This window comes from Hydrogenophaga sp. (assembly GCF_036675665.1).
GTDB lineage: Bacteria > Pseudomonadota > Gammaproteobacteria > Burkholderiales > Burkholderiaceae_C > Hydrogenophaga.
Window position 1 is genome coordinate 102,687 of record NZ_JAKFEO010000030.1, and the last position, 17,344, is coordinate 120,030.

Here is a 17,344-nt window from a genome sequence, read left to right on the forward strand (position 1 = left end):
TCAGCCGGTCAGTCGTTCCCCAGCCAAAAATGAAATCATGAGCAAACAAACCCTGTCGTTCCAGGCCGAAGTGGCACAGCTGCTGCACCTGGTCACCCATTCGCTGTACTCCAACCCCGACATCTTTCTGCGCGAGCTGGTTTCCAACGCATCGGATGCCTGCGACAAGCTGCGGTTCGAAGGCCTGAACAACGCCGCGCTGTTCGAAGACGCGCCCAACCTCGATGTGCGCGTGGCTTTCGACACCGATGCCCGCACCATCACCATCACCGACAACGGCATCGGCATGAGCCAGGCCGAAGCGGTGGATCACCTGGGCACCATCGCCAAGAGCGGCACCAAGGATTTCATGAGCCACCTCAGTGGCGACCAGAAGCAGGACGCGCAGCTCATCGGCCAGTTCGGCGTGGGCTTCTACTCCGGCTTCATCGTGGCCGACAGGATCACGGTGGAAAGCCGCCGCGCCGGGCTGCCGGCGGTCGAGGGCGTGCGCTGGACCAGCGCCGGCACGGGCGACTTTGAAGTCGAGACCATCGAGCGCGCCGCGCGCGGCACCAGCGTGATCCTGCACCTGCGCGAAGATGCTGGCGACTACCTCGACCGCTGGAAGCTCAAGTCCATCATCGCCAAGTACTCCGACCACATCAGCCTGCCCATCCTGATGCAGAAGGAAGAGTGGGACGCCGAGAAGAGCGCCTACGTGAAGCAGGACGAGTGGGAAGCGGTGAACTCGGCCAATGCGCTGTGGGCGCGCAGCAAGAAGGACATCAGCGACGAGCAGTACGCCGAGTTCTACAAGAACCTGAGCTACGACACCCAGGCCCCGCTGGCCTGGAGCCACAACCGGGTCGAAGGCAGCACCGAGTACACGCAGCTGCTCTACATCCCGGCCAAGGCGCCGCAAGACCTCTGGAACCGCGACCGCAAGGCCGGCATCAAGCTGTATGTGAAACGTGTCTTCATCATGGATGAGGCCGAAGCGCTGATGCCGGCCTACCTGCGCTGGGTCAAAGGTGTGGTGGATTCGGCCGATCTGCCGCTCAACGTGAGCCGCGAGTTGCTGCAGGAGAGTCGCGACGTGAAGGCGATCCGCGAGGGCAACACGCGCCGCGTGCTGGCCATGCTGGACGACATGAGCAAGGACGCCGGGAAGTACACCGCCTTCTACGCCGAGTTCGGCGCGGTGCTCAAGGAAGGCCTGGGCGAAGATTTCGCCAACCGCGACAAGCTCGCCAAGCTGCTGCGCTTTGCCAGCACCGCAGGCACCGAGCTGACGTCACTGGCCGACTACAAGGCCCGCATGAAGGAAGGCCAGGCCACGATCTACTACATCACCGCCGACAACCTTGCCGCCGCGAAGAACAGTCCGCAGCTGGAGGTGTTCCGCAAGAAGGGCATCGAGGTGCTCTTGATGACCGACCGGGTGGACGAGTGGGCGCTCTCCTTCCTCACCGAGTTCGAGGGCACACCGCTGCAAAGCGTGGCCAAGGGCGCGGTGGACCTGGGCTCGTTGCAGGATGAAGACGAGAAGAAAGCCGCCGAGGCCGCAGCCGAGGTCTTCAAGCCCGTGCTGGAGCGCCTGAAGGAAAGCCTGAAGGACAAGGCCAAGGACGTGCGCGTGACCTCGCGTCTGGTGGATTCGCCGGCCTGCCTGGTGGTGGAAGACGGCGATCTGTCGACCCAGCTGGCGCGCATGCTCAAGCAGGCCGGCCAGCCGGCGCCCGATGTGAAGCCCATCCTGGAAGTGAACGCCGAACATGCGCTGGTGAAGAAGCTGGAGGGCAGCGAACACTTCGACGATCTGGCCCACATCCTGTTTGACCAGGCCTTGCTGGCCGAAGGCGGTCTGCCCGATGATCCGGCGGCGTATGTCAAGCGTGTGAATGCCCTGTTGATCTGATGGAAAGATCGTGGTGCGCAAGTCGCGCGTGCGGTTGACTACACTGTGCCCCGGGGGGTTTCCTCGGGAACAGGGCAATGCACCTGTTCCCCCACGCACTCAAACACTCATACCGTGTACCTTCAGCGCCCATTCGACCACGTCGTCACCTTTCGCAACAGCCAGGGAGAGAGTGCCCGCGGCACCCTGACCAGCCTGCAGCGCCGCTCGCTGGTGATGGAGATCTACAACCCGTACTCCATCGTGCAGGTCAGCGAGGTGCTCAGCGAGCTGACCATCCGCTCGGGTGACCGCATCATCTACAAGGGCAAGGCGGTGGTGGTGAGCCTGCTCAACACCGGCCTCATGGCGGTGGTGTCGGTGGCGCTGATTGACGAATGGTCCGATCTGAACGCCATCCGGGGCGACGTGCGCCAGGTGCGCGACGAGGCGAGCCGCTTCGTCGCCGACTGGGAATCGCGCTTCAAGATCAAGCAGAGCTACCAGGTCACCATCAGCGAGTTCCGGGCCTTCCTGGCGGAGACCGCGCGCTGGATCGACCAGGCCGACATGGTCGACTCGCTCCCGCGCGACAGCAGCGGGCGCCTGACCGACGACGTGTTCGAGGCCATCGCCGAGCCCCTGATGATCAAGGGCAAGGAGTTCCTGGTGCGGCTGGAAGACGAGGCCTCGCAACTGCCCGTCGAAGACTCGCTGCTGCACCGCGCCTATGCCCAGACCGCGCTGCATCCCCTGCTGTTGCGCGCGCCCTTTGTGTACCGCACCTTCGCCAAGCCGCTCGGCTACGCGGGCGACTACGAGATGGTCAACCAGATCCTGGGCGACCCGCGACAGGGCAGCAGCACCTACATCCAGCTGGTCAACGCGATGTTCCTGAAGGCGGCGGTGGCCGTGGCGCACCGCAACCGCATCGACATCCTGGTGGATTTCCTGAAGAAGGCGGCGGACAACGCGGCCGCGCAGGAGCGCGTCATCCGGGTGCTCAACGTGGGCTGTGGCCCCGGTGTGGAAATCCAGAAGCTGATCGCCAGCGGTGCGGACCTCTCGCGCCTGAAGTTCACCCTGATCGACTTCAGCCTGGAGACACTGAAGTACACGCAGCAGAAGATCGAAGAGGCCGCGGCCGCGCACCGGGTGAAGGTCGATGTGACCTATGTGCAGGAGTCGGTGCACGAACTGCTCAAGCGCGCCACGCGCGACACCGCACCGGCGGATGGTGAAGGTTTCGACACCATCTACTGCGCCGGCCTGTTCGACTATTTGTCGGACAAGGTGTGCTCGCGCCTGATCCGCTACTTCATGTCGCGCAGCAACCCCGGCGCCCACCTGCTGGTGACCAACGTGCATTCGGACAACCCGGAGCGCTTTGGCATGGAGCATCTGCTGGAGTGGCACCTGATCTACCGCGACGAGGCGCAGATGCGCGTCGTGCTGGAAGAGGTCGATGCACCGGTGACGCTCTACACCGATCCCACCGGGGTGAACATCTTTGCGGAGCTGGTGGTCAACGCGCGCCTGAAAGCGATGGCGCTTGAAAATGGTTAGCCGGCCGAGTTCGCCCTACGAGCAGCAGCTCTCGGACTTCCGGCTCACCTACAGCAAGGCGGGGAGCATCACCTCCATCGTGCTGGTGCTGGCCGGCTTCGGTCTTGACTATTTTTCGTACCCGGACCGGCTGCTGGAGTTTTCGCTGCTGCGCGTCCTGGTGGCGGTGCTCACCCTGGGTGTGTTCGGGGTGCTGTTCACGCCTTTCGGACGCATACACGTACGTGGCCTTACCATGCTGTGGCTGCTGCTGCCACAGATCATGATCGCCTTCATGATCTTCGACACCGATGGAGCCCAGTCGATCTACTTCGTGGGACTTCACCTGGCGCTCTACGCGGTGGGCATCATCCTGCCCATCAGCTTCTTCGAGGGTGTGGGCTTCGGGGCACTCACGCTGGGCCTGTATGTGGCGGCCTGTGTGATGCACCCCGGGGCCAGCGAGGACTCCTCTCGGCTGGTGACGAACTCGCTGTTCATCCTGTTCTCTGCCGCCGCCAGCGCGGTGTGCACCTGGTTCAACGAGAAGGCCCGCATCCGTTTGTTCTCCCTTCAGCACGAGGTGTCGGAAAAAAACGCCTCGCTGCGCGAGATCAACACCACGTTGGCCGAAGTCAAGGGCCAGCTGATCCAGCGCGAGAAGATGGCCGCCATCGGCACGCTCTCGGCCGGCCTGCTGCACGAGCTCAACAACCCGGTGAACTACAGCCTGATGGCGATCGACATGGGCCTGACCTGCCCGGGCGTGGAGAGCGACGCCATGCTCAAGGAAAGCCTGGGCGATGCGCGCGAGGGCATGCAGCGCATCCAGAACATCGTCTCCGACCTCAAGACCTTCGCTTACCAGAAGCCGGGCCAGGACGCCCAGCGCCCCTTCCTGCTGGGCAATGCGTTGCGCTCGGCCCTGCGGCTGGCTGGCTACGAACTCAAGGGCATCGACGTGCCGCTGGAGTTGCCGCAGGACACGCACGTGCTGGGCGATGAGCCCGCCATCATCGGTGTGTTGATCAACCTGCTGAGCAATGCCGCGCATGCCCTGCAGGCGGCGCGGCGCGAACAGCCGCAGATCGCCGTGACCGTGGTCTCGCGCGAGCAGCGCCTGTTTGTTTCGGTGCGCGACAACGGTACGGGCATTGCGCCCGACAACCTGGGACGTGTGTTCGAGCCGTTCTTCACCACGCGCGATGTGGGCGCTGGCCTCGGACTGGGCTTGAGTGTGAGCTACGGCATCGTGCAGCGCCACGGCGGCATCCTGGCGGTGGAGAGCGAGCTGGGCGCCTGGACCGAATTCACCTTTGATTTGCCGAGGCCCTCATGAGCATGCAAGACCCCGGTGCGGTGCGAGTTCCCCAGGGACCGCACGCCATCCTGATGGTGGACGACGAGCCGCAGGCCTGCAAATGGTTTGCCCGCCTGTACGGAACGGAATTCACTGTGTTGACCGCCGCCAGCGTGGACGAGGCGCTGGCCTTGCTGGGCGAGCGCAGCCACGAGGTGGCGGTGCTGCTCACCGACTACGCGATGCCGGCGCGCGACGGCGTGGCTTTGCTCAGCGAGGTGCGGCGGCTCTATCCGCACGTGGCGCGCTTGTTGGTGTCCGCCTATGCCGACAAGGATGTGGCCATGTCGGCCGTGAACCAGGGCCATGTGGAGAAGATTCTGGAGAAACCCCTGGATGACGCGATCACCCGCCAGGCCTTGCGTGAGGCGCTGGAGTCCAGCGTGCGCCGCACGCGCGACCAGTCGCTGATCGCGCGGCGCGAGTCGGCCTTGCGCGAGACCTTGGGCTTTCTGGCCCACGAGGTCACTTCGCCACTGGCCACGGTGCGTGGTTATCTGTCGGCCATGCGCGAGAACCACCGTGCCAGCCCCGAGAACACCGAGGGCATGGCCTACATCGCCCAGCAGAAGCCGGGTGACGTGCTGTTCATGATCGAGGCCGCGCAGCGGCGCGCAGAGTACGCGCAGTCACTGGTGTCCACCTTCGTGCAGACCGCGCGAGACGCCAGCCGGGGTGATGCCTCGGCCAGCCTGCGCGCCAGCGAGCTGGTGCGTGCGGTGCAGGAGGAGTACCCGTTTGAAGCCGGCGAGGCCGACTGGCTGTCGGCGGAACTGGCGCCCGATTTCACCTTGCCCGGTCGACGCGACCTGCTCTACCTGGTGCTGTGCACACTCGTCAAGAACGCCTTGATCGCCCTGCGCGCCCAGCCGCCGCAGCGACCCGAGGTGCGCATTGCACTGGACCGTGTGGCCATGCTGCCTGGCCTGAGCCCGCAGGCGGCCTTGCGCGTGAGCGACAACGGCCCCGGCATCCCGCCCGAGGTGCTCAATCGCCTCACGCGCGAGCCCGTGACCACGCGCGCCGAGAGTGGCGGCAGCGGCATGGGCCTGCTGTTCTGCCAGCGTGTGATGACCACCCTGGGCGGTGACATCGCCGTGCAATCCACCCTGGGCCAGGGCACGACCGTGACCCTTTATTTCCCACCGTCGCCTGACGACACCTTGGTCGAGGAGACCTGATGACACCAACAAAAATTCTGTATGTGGACGACGAAGCCATGGCGCTGAAGTATTTCGAGCGCCTGGTCAGCCCGTTGGCGCCTGTGTTGACCGCCGGGTCGGTGGAAGAAGGCCGCGCTGTCCTGCTGGCGCACGGTGCCGACGTGGCCGTGCTGGTGTGCGACCAGCGCATGCCCGGCGAGCGCGGCAACGAGCTGCTGCGCCACGCACGCGAGTACTACCCCGGCATCGTGCGCATGTTGACCACCGCCTATTCGGAGCTGGGGGATGCCATCGAGGCGATCAACACCGGCGAGATCTACCGCTACATCAACAAGCCCTGGGAGCTGGAGAGCCTGCGCGCCGACCTGAAGAACGCACTGGAGCTTGCGGTCCTGCGCAGCGAACGCGACAGCCTGATGCGCGACCGGCTGCTGGCCCAACAGAGCCGCCTGCTGGCGAACCGCCTCGCCGCTTTGCTCATGGTGGGCTCGGCCGTGTACGCCGACGGTCATGAGCAGGCGCTCTACCGCTACGCCGAAGCGGTGCGGGTGGTGGGTGGGACTGAACCCATGGTGGACTGGAACCGCTGGGACCACGCGGATCTGCTGCAGGCCGAGGCACTGCGCGGCGCGGCCATCGCGGCGCACCTGCGCGATGCCCTGCTGGTGCTTGGCCCCCGGGGCGATGAGGGCGAGGCCCTGTCGGCGCTGGCGCGCTCGATCGGTGGCGAGGTCAGTGGCGACGGGGTGCTGGTGGCCAACGCCACCGTGTTCACCGCGCTGCTGGTGTCGCCCGCGGGTGAGGCGCCCACCGCGCCGCAATGCGCCTGGCTGGCGTGGTTGCTGTGGCAGGGCGGGCAGGCCCGTGTGACGCCCGCGCAAGGCGGCTGGATGGTGCGCCCGGCCGCGCCGGATGTGCTGCGCGAGGACTGGCTGGCCGATGCGATGGAGCGGCTGGGGAAAGACCGGGCTTGAGATCGGTTCGTCGGAACGGCGGAACCGCGGTGAACGGCATGGGTCATTCAGGCAGCGTTGAAGTACCCTTGCTCTTGAATCTTCTGGGGATCCCATGACGAACCTTGCCCATACCTTCCGCCAGCGGCTCTTGCATGCGTCCCGACTGGCCACCTGGCTGTGTGCTGGCGCCTTGCTCACCGGTTGCGCGGCGGGCGTGGGTGTGGGCATTCCGGTTGGCCCGTTTTCCATCGGTGTGGGCGTGGGGTCCGGTGGGGTGAATGCCGGCGTCAGCACCGGTGTCGGCCCTGTGGGGGTGGGCGTGGGGGTGAATCAGCGCGGTGCGGTGAGCGTCGGTGCCGGCGTGGGCACGAGCAAGCAGATCGGCAACAGCAATGCGCGCGTCGGGGTGGGTGTGGGTACCAGCACGGTGATCCACGATCCGCATGAGCGCAACTGAAGCCACGGGCAATGCCCGTGCGACGCAAAAGGCCCACCCGGCGTGAACCGGGTGGGCCTTTTTGCTGGCGCGGGCGGTATTACACCAGCGTGATGGTCACGTCGATGTTGCCGCGGGTGGCATTGGAGTACGGGCACACCTGGTGCGCGGTGTCCAACAGGTCTTGCGCCACGGCGCGGTCCATGCCGGGCAGGCTCACGTTCAGGCGGGCAGCGATGCCGAAACCGGCCGGAATCGGGCCGATGTCGACTTCAGCGTCGATCGACGCGTCGGCTGGCACAGCCACTTTTTTCATGCCGGCCACGTGTTTCATGGCGCCCATGAAGCAGGCGGAGTAACCGGCGGCGAACAGCTGCTCGGGGTTGGTGGCAGCGCCCGAGCCGCCCATGGCTTTGGGAGGCGAAAGCTTGACGTCGAGCATGCCGTCGTCGGAGCGGGAAGTGCCTTCGCGACCGCCGGTGGTGTGGGCGCGGGCGGTGTAGACGACTTTGTCGAGGGAAGTGGGCATGGTGTGGCTCCTGGGGTTGAATCGCTTGCGAAAAGCGGGGGTTGAAACGGGAAGGGAACTGGGATCAGGCAGAGAGGCGATCGCGCAGGGTCTGCACCTGCCGGGTGAGCGCAAGGACTTCGGCCACGTCGCACTGCGTGGCTTGCAGCACGCAGCCCGGAATGCGCGCGGCCCGGGTCTTGAGCTTGCGGCCGGCAGCGGTCAGGCGGATCAACACGCGGCGCTCGTCCTGCACGTCGCGCAGGCGGGTCACGAGTTCGGCAGCCTCCAGACGTTTGAGCAACGGGGTGAGGGTGCCCGAGTCGAGGTGCACGCGCTCACCGAGTTCGGAGACGGCCACGCCGTCGTGCTCCCACAGCACCAGCATGGCCAGGTACTGCGGGTAGGTCAGGCCGATCTCGTCCAGCAGCGGCTTGTACAGCTTGGTCATGGCCAGCGAGGCCGAGTACAGCGCAAAGCAGAGCTGGTGGTCGAGCTGCAGGGCCTGGTCGCTGGAGAGGCGTGGGGTGTTCATGGGGTGTTAATGTAGCGAGCAATTAAATTGTGTGCAATGTAATTCCGAACAACCACAAGCCGAATGAGGTCATCGCCGGCCCCGTCGACCGGGTTCAGGCCATCAATGGCTCGGCCTGCATTTCCTCGATCTGCTCCACCAGCATGTCGACCTGGCCCTGCCAGTAATCGCGGCTGCCGAACCAGGGGAAGTTGATCGGGAAGGCCGGGTCGTCCCAGCGGCGCGCCACCCAGGCGCTGTAGTGGATCAGCCGCAGCGTGCGCAGGGGCTCGATCAGCGCGAGCTCTCGCCGGTCGAAGGGGCGGAACTGTTCGTAGCCGTCGACCAGCGCGCCGAGCTGCTGCGTCTGCTGGCGCCGGTCTCCACTGAGCAGCATCCAGAGGTCCTGCACCGCCGGGCCGGTGCGCGCGTCGTCCAGGTCCACGAAATGCGGTCCGGCGCCGGGCTGGCCCTCCGGGGTCCAGAGGATGTTGCCCGGGTGGCAGTCGCCGTGCAGGCGGATGCGGCGGATGCCGTCTTCTGCCAGCGGCGCGCCCGCCTTGAGCACCGGGTGGGCTTCGATCAAGGCCAGCGCTTCTTCGAGTGCGGCGGCCCAGGCGGTGCGCACCTCGGGCGCCACGGCGGCGTGTTCCATCAACCAGTCGCGCGGCTCGCGGGCGAAGTGGGCGGCGTCCAGCGCCGGGCGCACCTGGAACGCCTGCACCGCGCCCACGCTGTGGATGCGCGCCAGAAAGCGGCCGATCCATTCGAGCACGTCGAAGTCGTCGAGCTCGGGCCGCCGTCCACCGCGGCGAGGGCTCACCGCGAACGCAAAACCGCCGAAATGGTGCAGGGTGGCGCCGTTCACCACGAGCGGTGGAACCGCGGGAATCTCGGCCTGCGCCAGCTCCATGGCAAACGCATGCTCCTCGGCGATCTGCTCGTCGCTCCAGCGCCCGGGCCGGTAGAACTTGGCCACCACCTGGTCCACGCCGTCCACCGGCGACTCCAGGTGGATCTGGTACACGCGATTTTCGAAGCTGTTGAGCGCGGCCATGCGCCCGTCGCCCCACAGGCCGATGCTGGCCAGCGCGTCCTGCACCACGTCGGGTGTCAGGGCGCTGTAGGGATGATCGGCGGGAGCAACGGAGTCGGGCGTCATGGGCAGGGTCATGGGCGATTGTCACCGTTGCAGACCGCCGTGGCGGGTGCGCGCACCTATCATCGGCCCATGGCCAAAAACAAATCTTCACCTCGCCCGGTGCCCACGCTGCAGGAGCAACTGCCCGAGCTGCGCGAAGGCCAGTCGGTGGCCTTGCTGCAGGAGCTGCACATCCTCACCCGCGAGGGCAAGCTCAACCAGGACACGCGGCGCAAACTCAAGCAGGTGTACCACCTGGTGCAGTTCATCGAACCGCTGCTGGCCGAGGTGCTGGCCGCGCGCGGCGATGTGACCCTGGCCGACCACGGCGCGGGCAAGTCCTACCTGGGTTTCATCCTCTACGACCTGTTCTTCAAGTCCAGGCCGGTGGGCCGCGTGACCGGCGTGGAAACCCGCGCCGAACTGGTGGACAAGTCGCAAGCCCTGGCCAGCAAGCTGGGCTTTGAGCGCATGGACTTTCTGGCCACCACGGTGCAGGAGGCGCTCACCCACCCCGGCCTGCCGGAGCGCATCGACGTGGTGACCGCGCTGCACGCCTGCGACACCGCCACCGACGATGCGATTGCCTTCGGTCTGGCCAAGCAGGCCAGCCACATGGTGCTGGTGCCGTGTTGCCAGGCCGAGGTGGCTGGCGTGCTGCGCCAGCACAAGGCGTTGAGCCTGTCGCGCTCGCCGCTGGCCGAGCTCTGGCGCCATCCGCTGCACACGCGCGAGTTCGGCAGCCAGATCACCAATGTGCTGCGCTGTCTGCAACTGGAAGCAAACGGTTACAGCGTGACGGTGACCGAGCTGGTGGGTTGGGAACACTCCCTGAAAAACGAACTCATCCTGGCCCGTAGAATGGCCGACGATCGACATGGGGCCCGCGAGAGGGCCCGGCAGCGATTGATGCAGGTGCTCGATGAATTGGGCCTACCCGAACTCAAGACGCGGTTTGCTGTTGGCGAGGTCGGATCGGGTCCGTCCGCGGCGACGACCTGATTGTTCGCGGCGGCCATCCCGGTCGCCTGTTGTTCATGTTCCCGGTGTACAAGTCAGCGCCACGCTGATGCCGGTTTGCCTGTTGACCGCCGGGGAGTTTTGCCCCGGGGTCACCATCCCACAGACCCCATCCAGGAGAGCCTGCCCATGGTCACCGATTTTGCTTTTCTGTTGCAGTCCATTGCCTGGCCTCTGGTGCTGCTGCTGGCCTGGTTCCTGGCCGAGCTGTTTTTCGAGCGTTGGCACATTCCGCGCGTCACCAGCTACGTGGCGGTGGGTCTGCTCGGTGGACTGATCAACCTGCCCGGCCTCACCACCGATGTGCCCGGCCTGCCGTTTCTGGCCAACGTGGCGTTGTCGCTGGTGCTGTTCGAACTCGGTTACCGCATCAACCTGCGCTGGTTCCGCCACAACCCCTGGATGCTGGCGCTCGGCGTGGTCGAATCCATCGTCACCTTCGGCGTCATCTATTGGGTGAGCGGCTGGTTCGACCTGCCGGTGGATCACCGCCTCATCATTGCAGCGCTCTCCATCTCGGCCTCACCCGCGGGTGTGGTGCGCGTGGCCAACGAGCTGCGCAGCGCAGGGCAGGTGACCGAACGCGTGCTGCACCTGTGCGCCATCAACTGCATCTTGTCGGTGGTGGCGCTCAAGCTGGTGGTGGGCTACTGGTACCTGAACACCTCCGGTGATCTGGTGCTGGCCGCTTTCGGCAGCATGTATGTGGTGGCCACGTCGGTGGCCATCGGTGTCTTGCTGGGGGTGGCCGTGCCCTGGCTGCTGCGCTGGCGAACCACGCACGAGCGGGGTGTGACGGTGGTGTTTGCGCTGTCGGTGTTGCTGCTCACCACCGCCGCCTACGGCCTCAAGCTCTCTCCGCTGCTGGCGGCATTGTCCTTCGGCATCGTGGCGCGCGAGCGGCGGGTGCACCTCACCAACGCGCAGCGCGATTTCGGCACCGCGGGCGACATGGCCTCGGTGTTCCTGTTCGTCTACATCGCCTCGCTGCTGAACTGGGCCGACGTGGGGGCCGGCATGCTCATGGGCCTGCTGCTGATCCTGGTGCGCACGGCCTCCAAGGTGGGCTGCAACCTGGTGGCCGCGCGCCTCTCGGGCATCACCGAGCGCAAGGGTGTGCTCACGGGGCTCGCGCTCACACCCATGTCGGCGTTTGCCATCCTGCTGCTCGAGCAGACCCGCCTGTACGGCTTCGCGCCGGCGGTGGAGGTGCTGGCGGCCATGGCCGGGATGATGGTGGTGCAGGAACTGCTGGGGCCGATGGCCACGCAGCGCGCGCTGATGACCGCGCACGAAACCCACGTCACAAAAGAGTAGGAGCTCCCATGCCATTGGAAACATTCAAATCGTCCGATTCGCTGACCATGGGCGTGGAGCTGGAGCTGCAGCTCGTCAACACCTACGACCTCGATCTCTCCAGCAGCGCCAACGACTTGCTCGAGCTGTTGCGGCGCAAGCCGTTTCCGGGGGTGGTCACGCCCGAGATGACGCAGAGCATGATCGAGATCGCCACCGACATCCAGCGCGAGCACGGCCCGCTGCTGAGCCAGCTGCAGCAGATCCGCGACACGCTGGTGAGCGCGGGCGACCGGCTCAACATCGAGATCGCGGGTGGCGGCACGCACCCGTTCCAGCGCTGGTTCGAGCAGCGCATCTTCTCCAAGCCGCGTTTCCAGGAACTCTCGGGCCTGTACGGCTACCTCGCCAAGCAGTTCACCGTGTTCGGGCAACACGTGCACATCGGCTGCTCCAACGCCGACGAGGCGCTGTTCCTGTTGCACTCGCTCAACCGCTACGTGCCGCACTTCATCGCGCTCTCGGCGTCGTCGCCGTTTTCGCAGGGTGTGGACACGCTGTTCGACTCGGCGCGGCTGAACTCGGTGTTCGCGTTTCCGCTCAGCGGGCGCGCGCCGTTCACGCTGAGCTGGGATGAGTTTGCCAACGTGTACTTCACCAAGATGGAGAGCACCGGCGTGGTCAAGTCCATGAAGGACTTCTACTGGGACATCCGGCCCAAGCCCGAGTACGGCACGATCGAACTGCGTGTGTGCGACACGCCGCTCACGGTGGAGCGCGCTGCCGGCCTGGCGTGCTATTTGCAGGCGCTGTGCCGCCACCTGCTGGTGCGCCGCGAGCTGCCACCCGAAGAAGACGACTACCTCGTCTACACCTACAACCGGTTCCAGGCCTGCCGCTTCGGGCTGGACGGGATGATGGTCAACCCCAAGACGCGTGAGCAGATCAGCATCCGCGAAGACATCCTGGCCACGCTGCGCCATCTGGCGCCGCATGGCCTCGCGCTGAATTCGCTGGCCGCGCTCGACGAGATCGAGCGCACGGCAGGGCGCGTGGGCAACCACGCCACCTACCTGCGCAACCAGTACCGGGAGAGTGGCAGCGTGCAGTCGGTGGTGCGCGCCAGCGTGGAGGCGCTGCGCAAGGGACCGTGACTTTGTTCGCGCCGGGCTTGTAGGTGTTTGGGACGCCGTGTCAGGCAACTTCTTACACAAGGAATGGGGCCGCGCCGACTTAACGCCCTGAAGGTGGCCCGATACAGTTTGTTTCATCGACAGCCGATTTGAAACAACCGCCGCATTTCCCCCAGGAGCCCACCATGTCCATCACGTCCAGCCGCCTCAACCCCTTCGTCCTCATGCTCGATCCCGAAGCCGTGATCCACGCCATGGAGACCAGCGCCAACCTGCGCGGCCTGCGCCAGCGCATCTGCCGCCCGCTGGACAAGCCGCTGATCCCCAAGATCTTCGACACCGCCCGCGACTTTGACGCCGTGATCGAAGCCGAAGAGTTCATGGACTCCGGCGCCGAGCTGTACATGGACGCCCAGCCTGCACTGCAAGCCGTCCACTGAGCATCATTTCGCGAAGCGCTTGCGTGTGAGCGCGAGGGCCAGCCAGAAGGCGCCCACGGTGTACGCGAGCAGAACGCCTCCGTGCAACCAGGCCTGCTGAGGCCACTGGTCCATGAACAGGGGCCGCACCAGTTCCACCGCGTTGGTCAGCGGCAGCCAATCGGAGATGTGGCGCACCACCACCGGCAGTTGCTCTCGCGGAAAGAAGACACCCGAGAGAAACATCATCGGGGTCAGGAACAGCGTGAAGTAGTAGGTGAAGAAGTCGTAGCCCTGGGCCAGGGCGTTGAACACCAGGGCGATGCACGAGAACGTGAGGCCCACCCCCAGCAGCACCGGCCAGGCCAGCAGCAGCTTGGGTGAATGGCTGATGCCCAGCGCGAGCATCACGCCCATGATGGCCGTCACCGAGAAGAGGGCCTTGAACCCCGCCCACAACATTTCGGCCAGCACCACGTCGTCCAGGCCCACCGGCGCGTTCATGATGCCGTCCCAGGTTTTCTGCACGTGCATGCGCGAGAACGCCGAGTACAAGGCCTCGAAGCTGGCCGCGTTCATCGCGCTCATGCAGATGCTGCCGCTGGCCAGAAACAGGATGTAGGGCACCGCCACGCTGCCCTGCGGCGTGTTGATGGTGACCTGCCCGACCAGCGCGCCCATGCCGTAGCCAAAGGCGACCAGCCACATCAACGGCTCGGCGATGTTGCCCACCAGGCTCGGAATGGCGAGCTTGCGCCAGACCAGCAGGTTGCGAAGAAAGACGGGCCACCAGCGCATGGAGATTCGAGGTGGTGACCAATGCGATGGAGCTGTCGCAACGGCTGTGGTGTTCATGGTTTAGCCATCCTCTCGTATTTGCCGGCCTGTGAGTTTGAGGAACAGGTCTTCCAGGTTCGCCGGCCGGTGCAATGTGCGCAACTGCGGATGCGCACCCAGTGCCGCCAGCAGCGGCATCGCCTGCGCGGTGTAGAAAAACACGGTCTCGCCGCTCACCTCCACACGCGCCGCCAGCGCACGCACGACGGCGTGTTCTTCGGCCTGGGCCAACGCGAGTGCGCCGTTGCCGTATACCTCGACCACGTCGGGCTCCAGGTGCTGCGCAATCAGTTCACGCGGGCGGCCTTCGGCGATCTTGCGGCCATGGTCGAGCACCAGCAGGCGCGAGCACAGGCGCTCGGCCTCGTCCATGAAGTGGGTGGTCAACAGAATGCTCTTGCCTTCCTGCAGCAGCATCTGCAGACGCTCCCACATCAGGTGGCGCGCCTGCGGGTCCAGCCCGGTGGTGGGCTCGTCGAGCATCAGCAGTCGAGGGTCGTTCACCAGCGCACGCGCCAGCGACAGGCGCCGCTTCATGCCGCCGGAGAGTTCGCCCGGCTTGGCGTGCGCCTTGTGCGTGAGCGCGGCGAATTCCAGCAACCGCGGCACCCGCGCGCGCACCTGGGCCGCCGGCAGTCCGAAGTAGCGGCCATAGACCAGCAGGTTCTCGGCGCAGTCGAAGTCCGGGTCCAGCGTGTCCATCTGGCTCACCACACCCAGCTGCGCCTTGATGGCGAGTGCGTCGCGCGGCATCTCCAGGCCAAAGGCGGTGATGCTGCCGGCGTCCGGCGCGGTCAGGCCCAGGCACATGCGGATGGTGGTGGTCTTGCCCGCGCCGTTGGGGCCGATCACGCCCAGGCACTCGCCGGGGTGGATGGAAAAACTCAGGTCGTTCACCACGGTGCTCTCGCCGTATCGTTTGACGAGATCGTGGCATTCAAACAGGGCTTGCGTCATGGTGCGCGATTGTGCCCGCGTGGCCGATGCGTGAGGGGGCGACCCCTACAATGCGAGGCCGCCCGCCAGGGTCTTGCTCCTTCTGCTTCACGCCCATGTCCCTCGCCGTTTCCCTGCAATACGTGTTTCCGAAGCGCGCGCTCACCGTGTTTGGCGGCTGGGTGGCCAACGGTCGCTGGGGCGCCATCACCCAGTGGATCATCCGCCGCTTCATTCGCAAGTACGGCGTCAACATGGCCGAGGCCGCGAATCCCGAGCCGACCACCTACGCCAGCTTCAACGCGTTCTTCACGCGCGCCCTGAAGCCCGGCGCGCGCCCGCTGGCCAACGCCGCTTTCGTGTGCCCGGTGGACGGCGCCATCAGCCAGTTCGGCGCCATCACACGCGACCAGATCTACCAGGCCAAGGGCCACACCTACAGCACACGTGCGCTGGTCGGCGGTGATGCCGCGCTGGCCGCGTTGTTCGACGATGGCGCCTTTGCCACCATCTACCTCAGCCCCAAGGATTACCACCGCATCCACATGCCGGCCGCGGCCACGCTGCGCCGCATGGTCCACGTGCCGGGCGATCTGTTCTCGGTGAACCCGGCCACCGCGCAAGGCGTGCCTGGCCTGTTCGCGCGCAACGAGCGCGTGGTCTGCGTGTTCGACCTGCAGGTGGGCGAAACCACCGTGCCCTTCGTGCAGGTGCTGGTGGGCGCAACCATCGTGGGCAGCATGGCCACCACCTGGCACGGCGTGGTGAACCCGCCGCGCCCGGACACGGTGCGCGAATGGTCGTACGACGACAGCCCGGTGCGCCTGCAGCGCGGCGAGGAAATGGGCCGCTTCCTGCTCGGCTCCACCGTGGTGCTGCTCTGGCCGCGCGACACCATCGCCTTCAACCCCGACTGGGCGCCCGGCAACACCGTGCGCCTGGGCGAGGCCATGGGCGGCGCGCTCTGAATTCCTTTGTTCCTGGAGTCTTGACATGACCACGCTCGGCACCCCTTTGTCTCCCTCGGCCACCAAGGTCATGCTGCTCGGCTCGGGCGAACTCGGCAAGGAAGTGCTGATCGCACTCCAGCGCCTGGGCGTGGAGACCATCGCGGTCGACCGCTACGAGAACGCGCCCGGGCAGCAGGTGGCCCACCATGCGCGCACCATCACCATGAGCGATCCGGCGCAGCTGAAAGCGCTGATCGAGGCCGAGCGCCCACACCTGGTGGTGCCCGAGATCGAGGCCATTGCCACGCCCATGCTGCAGGAGCTCGAGGCCGCGGGCGTGGTGCGCGTGATCCCCACCGCGCGCGCCGCACGCCTCACCATGGACCGCGAAGGCATCCGCCGCCTGGCCGCCGAGACGCTGGGCCTGCCGACCAGTCCCTACAAATTCTGCGACTCGCTGGACGAGCTGCAGGCGGCGATCGATGCCGGGATTGCTTATCCGTGCATCGTCAAACCGGTGATGAGCAGCAGCGGCAAGGGCCAGAGCAAGATCGACGGCCCGGCCGACGTGCAAAAGGCCTGGGACTACGCGATGTCGGGCGGGCGTGTCGGCCCGGGCCGCATCATTGTTGAAGGCTTCATCGACTTCGACTACGAGATCACCCAGCTCACCGTGCGCGCCAAGGGCACCAGCGGCGAGATCGACACGCACTTCTGCGAGCCGATCGGCCATCTGCAGGTCAGCGGCGACTACGTGGAGAGCTGGCAGCCGCACCCGATGACGCCCAAGGCCCTCGCCGAGTCGCGCCGCATCGCCAAGGCCGTGACCGACGATCTGGGCGGGCAGGGGCTCTACGGTGTGGAGCTGTTCGTCAAGGGAGACGACGTCTGGTTCAGCGAGGTGAGCCCGCGCCCGCACGACACCGGCATGGTGACCATGATCACGCAGTGGCAGAACGAATTCGAGCTGCACGCGCGCGCCATCCTGGGCCTGCCGGTGTCCACCGAGCTGCGCAGCCCCGGCGCCAGCGCCGTCATCTACGGCGGCGTGGAAGCGCAGGGCATCGTCTTCGACGGTGTGGACGAGGCCCTGCAGGTGCCGCAGACCGACCTGCGTCTGTTCGGCAAGCCCGAGAGCTTCAGCAAGCGCCGCATGGGCGTGGCGCTGGCCTTCGACGCCGATGTGGAGAAGGCCCGCGAACAGGCCAGGCTGGCGGCCTCGAGGGTGCGGCCACGCAAGGCCTGACGCCC

Annotated in this window: 16 protein-coding genes and 1 pseudogene; 12 read left to right on the top strand and 5 right to left on the bottom strand. The window is 66.1% G+C overall.

The window, feature by feature from the left end; genetic code table 11:
- The first annotated feature begins 37 nt into the window (after nucleotides 1-37).
- From htpG to V6M63_RS10900, 6 genes and pseudogenes are all read left to right on the top strand, one after another.
- Entirely contained in the window at nucleotides 38-1,900 is a 1,863-nt protein-coding gene (gene htpG, locus V6M63_RS10875; protein ID WP_332741680.1) for a molecular chaperone HtpG, read from the top strand.
- A 114-nt stretch (nucleotides 1,901-2,014) separates the two neighbouring features.
- Nucleotides 2,015-3,445 (top strand): class I SAM-dependent methyltransferase, encoded by a 1,431-nt coding sequence (locus V6M63_RS10880; protein WP_332741681.1) that lies wholly within the window; start codon nucleotides 2,015-2,017, stop codon nucleotides 3,443-3,445.
- The gene (locus tag V6M63_RS10885; protein WP_332741682.1) at nucleotides 3,438-4,763 is read left to right on the top strand and encodes a sensor histidine kinase; all 1,326 of its coding nucleotides are present in this window, start codon (nucleotides 3,438-3,440) and stop codon (nucleotides 4,761-4,763) included. The genes V6M63_RS10880 and V6M63_RS10885 overlap by 8 nt, the downstream gene beginning before the upstream one ends.
- On the top strand, nucleotides 4,760-5,965 hold the full coding sequence (locus V6M63_RS10890; RefSeq protein WP_332741684.1) for a hybrid sensor histidine kinase/response regulator: 1,206 nt from the start codon (nucleotides 4,760-4,762) through the stop codon (nucleotides 5,963-5,965). Before V6M63_RS10885 ends, V6M63_RS10890 begins: the two co-directional genes overlap by 4 nt.
- Nucleotides 5,965-6,921, top strand: a complete 957-nt coding sequence (locus V6M63_RS10895) for a response regulator (protein WP_332741685.1) — start codon at nucleotides 5,965-5,967, stop codon at nucleotides 6,919-6,921. The genes V6M63_RS10890 and V6M63_RS10895 overlap by 1 nt, the downstream gene beginning before the upstream one ends.
- Nucleotides 6,922-7,015: 94 nt before the next feature.
- A pseudogene (locus V6M63_RS10900) lies at nucleotides 7,016-7,348 on the top strand (hypothetical protein); the annotation flags it as partial.
- Between the two features lie 91 nt (nucleotides 7,349-7,439).
- Here the strand turns inward: V6M63_RS10900 and V6M63_RS10905 are convergent.
- The 3 genes from V6M63_RS10905 to V6M63_RS10915 form a co-directional block, all read right to left on the bottom strand.
- Complete coding sequence (locus V6M63_RS10905) at nucleotides 7,440-7,868, bottom strand: organic hydroperoxide resistance protein (RefSeq protein WP_332741686.1); 429 nt, start codon at nucleotides 7,866-7,868, stop codon at nucleotides 7,440-7,442.
- 64 nt (nucleotides 7,869-7,932) lie between these two features.
- A complete protein-coding gene (locus V6M63_RS10910) occupies nucleotides 7,933-8,382 on the bottom strand; it encodes a MarR family winged helix-turn-helix transcriptional regulator (protein WP_332741688.1) in 450 nt (149 codons plus the stop codon).
- 94 nt (nucleotides 8,383-8,476) lie between these two features.
- A complete protein-coding gene (locus tag V6M63_RS10915) occupies nucleotides 8,477-9,535 on the bottom strand; it encodes a serine/threonine protein kinase (protein ID WP_332741690.1) in 1,059 nt (352 codons plus the stop codon).
- Between the two features lie 57 nt (nucleotides 9,536-9,592).
- On the opposite strand from V6M63_RS10915, the gene V6M63_RS10920 reads away from it, so the two are divergent.
- From V6M63_RS10920 to V6M63_RS10935, 4 genes are all read left to right on the top strand, one after another.
- Nucleotides 9,593-10,504 carry a class I SAM-dependent methyltransferase gene (locus V6M63_RS10920; RefSeq protein WP_332741692.1) on the top strand — a complete coding sequence of 304 codons (912 nt, stop codon included), beginning with the start codon at nucleotides 9,593-9,595 and terminating at the stop codon, nucleotides 10,502-10,504.
- A 147-nt stretch (nucleotides 10,505-10,651) separates the two neighbouring features.
- Complete coding sequence (locus tag V6M63_RS10925; protein ID WP_332741694.1) at nucleotides 10,652-11,839, top strand: cation:proton antiporter; 1,188 nt, start codon at nucleotides 10,652-10,654, stop codon at nucleotides 11,837-11,839.
- Between the two features lie 8 nt (nucleotides 11,840-11,847).
- A complete protein-coding gene (locus V6M63_RS10930; RefSeq protein ID WP_332741696.1) occupies nucleotides 11,848-12,972 on the top strand; it encodes a YbdK family carboxylate-amine ligase in 1,125 nt (374 codons plus the stop codon).
- Nucleotides 12,973-13,136: 164 nt separating this feature from the next.
- Nucleotides 13,137-13,391, top strand: a complete 255-nt coding sequence (locus V6M63_RS10935; protein WP_332741697.1) for a hypothetical protein — start codon at nucleotides 13,137-13,139, stop codon at nucleotides 13,389-13,391.
- A gap of 3 nt (nucleotides 13,392-13,394) precedes the next feature.
- Here the strand turns inward: V6M63_RS10935 and V6M63_RS10940 are convergent, their stop codons facing one another.
- Both V6M63_RS10940 and V6M63_RS10945 read right to left on the bottom strand, forming a co-directional pair.
- Entirely contained in the window at nucleotides 13,395-14,225 is an 831-nt protein-coding gene (locus V6M63_RS10940; protein WP_332741698.1) for an ABC transporter permease, read from the bottom strand.
- Between the two features lie 3 nt (nucleotides 14,226-14,228).
- The gene (locus tag V6M63_RS10945; RefSeq protein WP_332741699.1) at nucleotides 14,229-15,164 is read right to left on the bottom strand and encodes an ATP-binding cassette domain-containing protein; all 936 of its coding nucleotides are present in this window, start codon (nucleotides 15,162-15,164) and stop codon (nucleotides 14,229-14,231) included.
- A gap of 95 nt (nucleotides 15,165-15,259) precedes the next feature.
- Here V6M63_RS10945 and asd point away from each other — a divergent pair, with 95 nt between their 5' ends.
- Together asd and purT are read left to right on the top strand one after the other, a co-directional pair.
- Nucleotides 15,260-16,111 (top strand): archaetidylserine decarboxylase, encoded by an 852-nt coding sequence (asd, locus tag V6M63_RS10950; protein ID WP_332741700.1) that lies wholly within the window; start codon nucleotides 15,260-15,262, stop codon nucleotides 16,109-16,111.
- Between the two features lie 25 nt (nucleotides 16,112-16,136).
- A complete protein-coding gene (gene purT, locus V6M63_RS10955) occupies nucleotides 16,137-17,339 on the top strand; it encodes a formate-dependent phosphoribosylglycinamide formyltransferase (protein ID WP_332741701.1) in 1,203 nt (400 codons plus the stop codon).
- Nucleotides 17,340-17,344 lie beyond the last annotated feature (5 nt).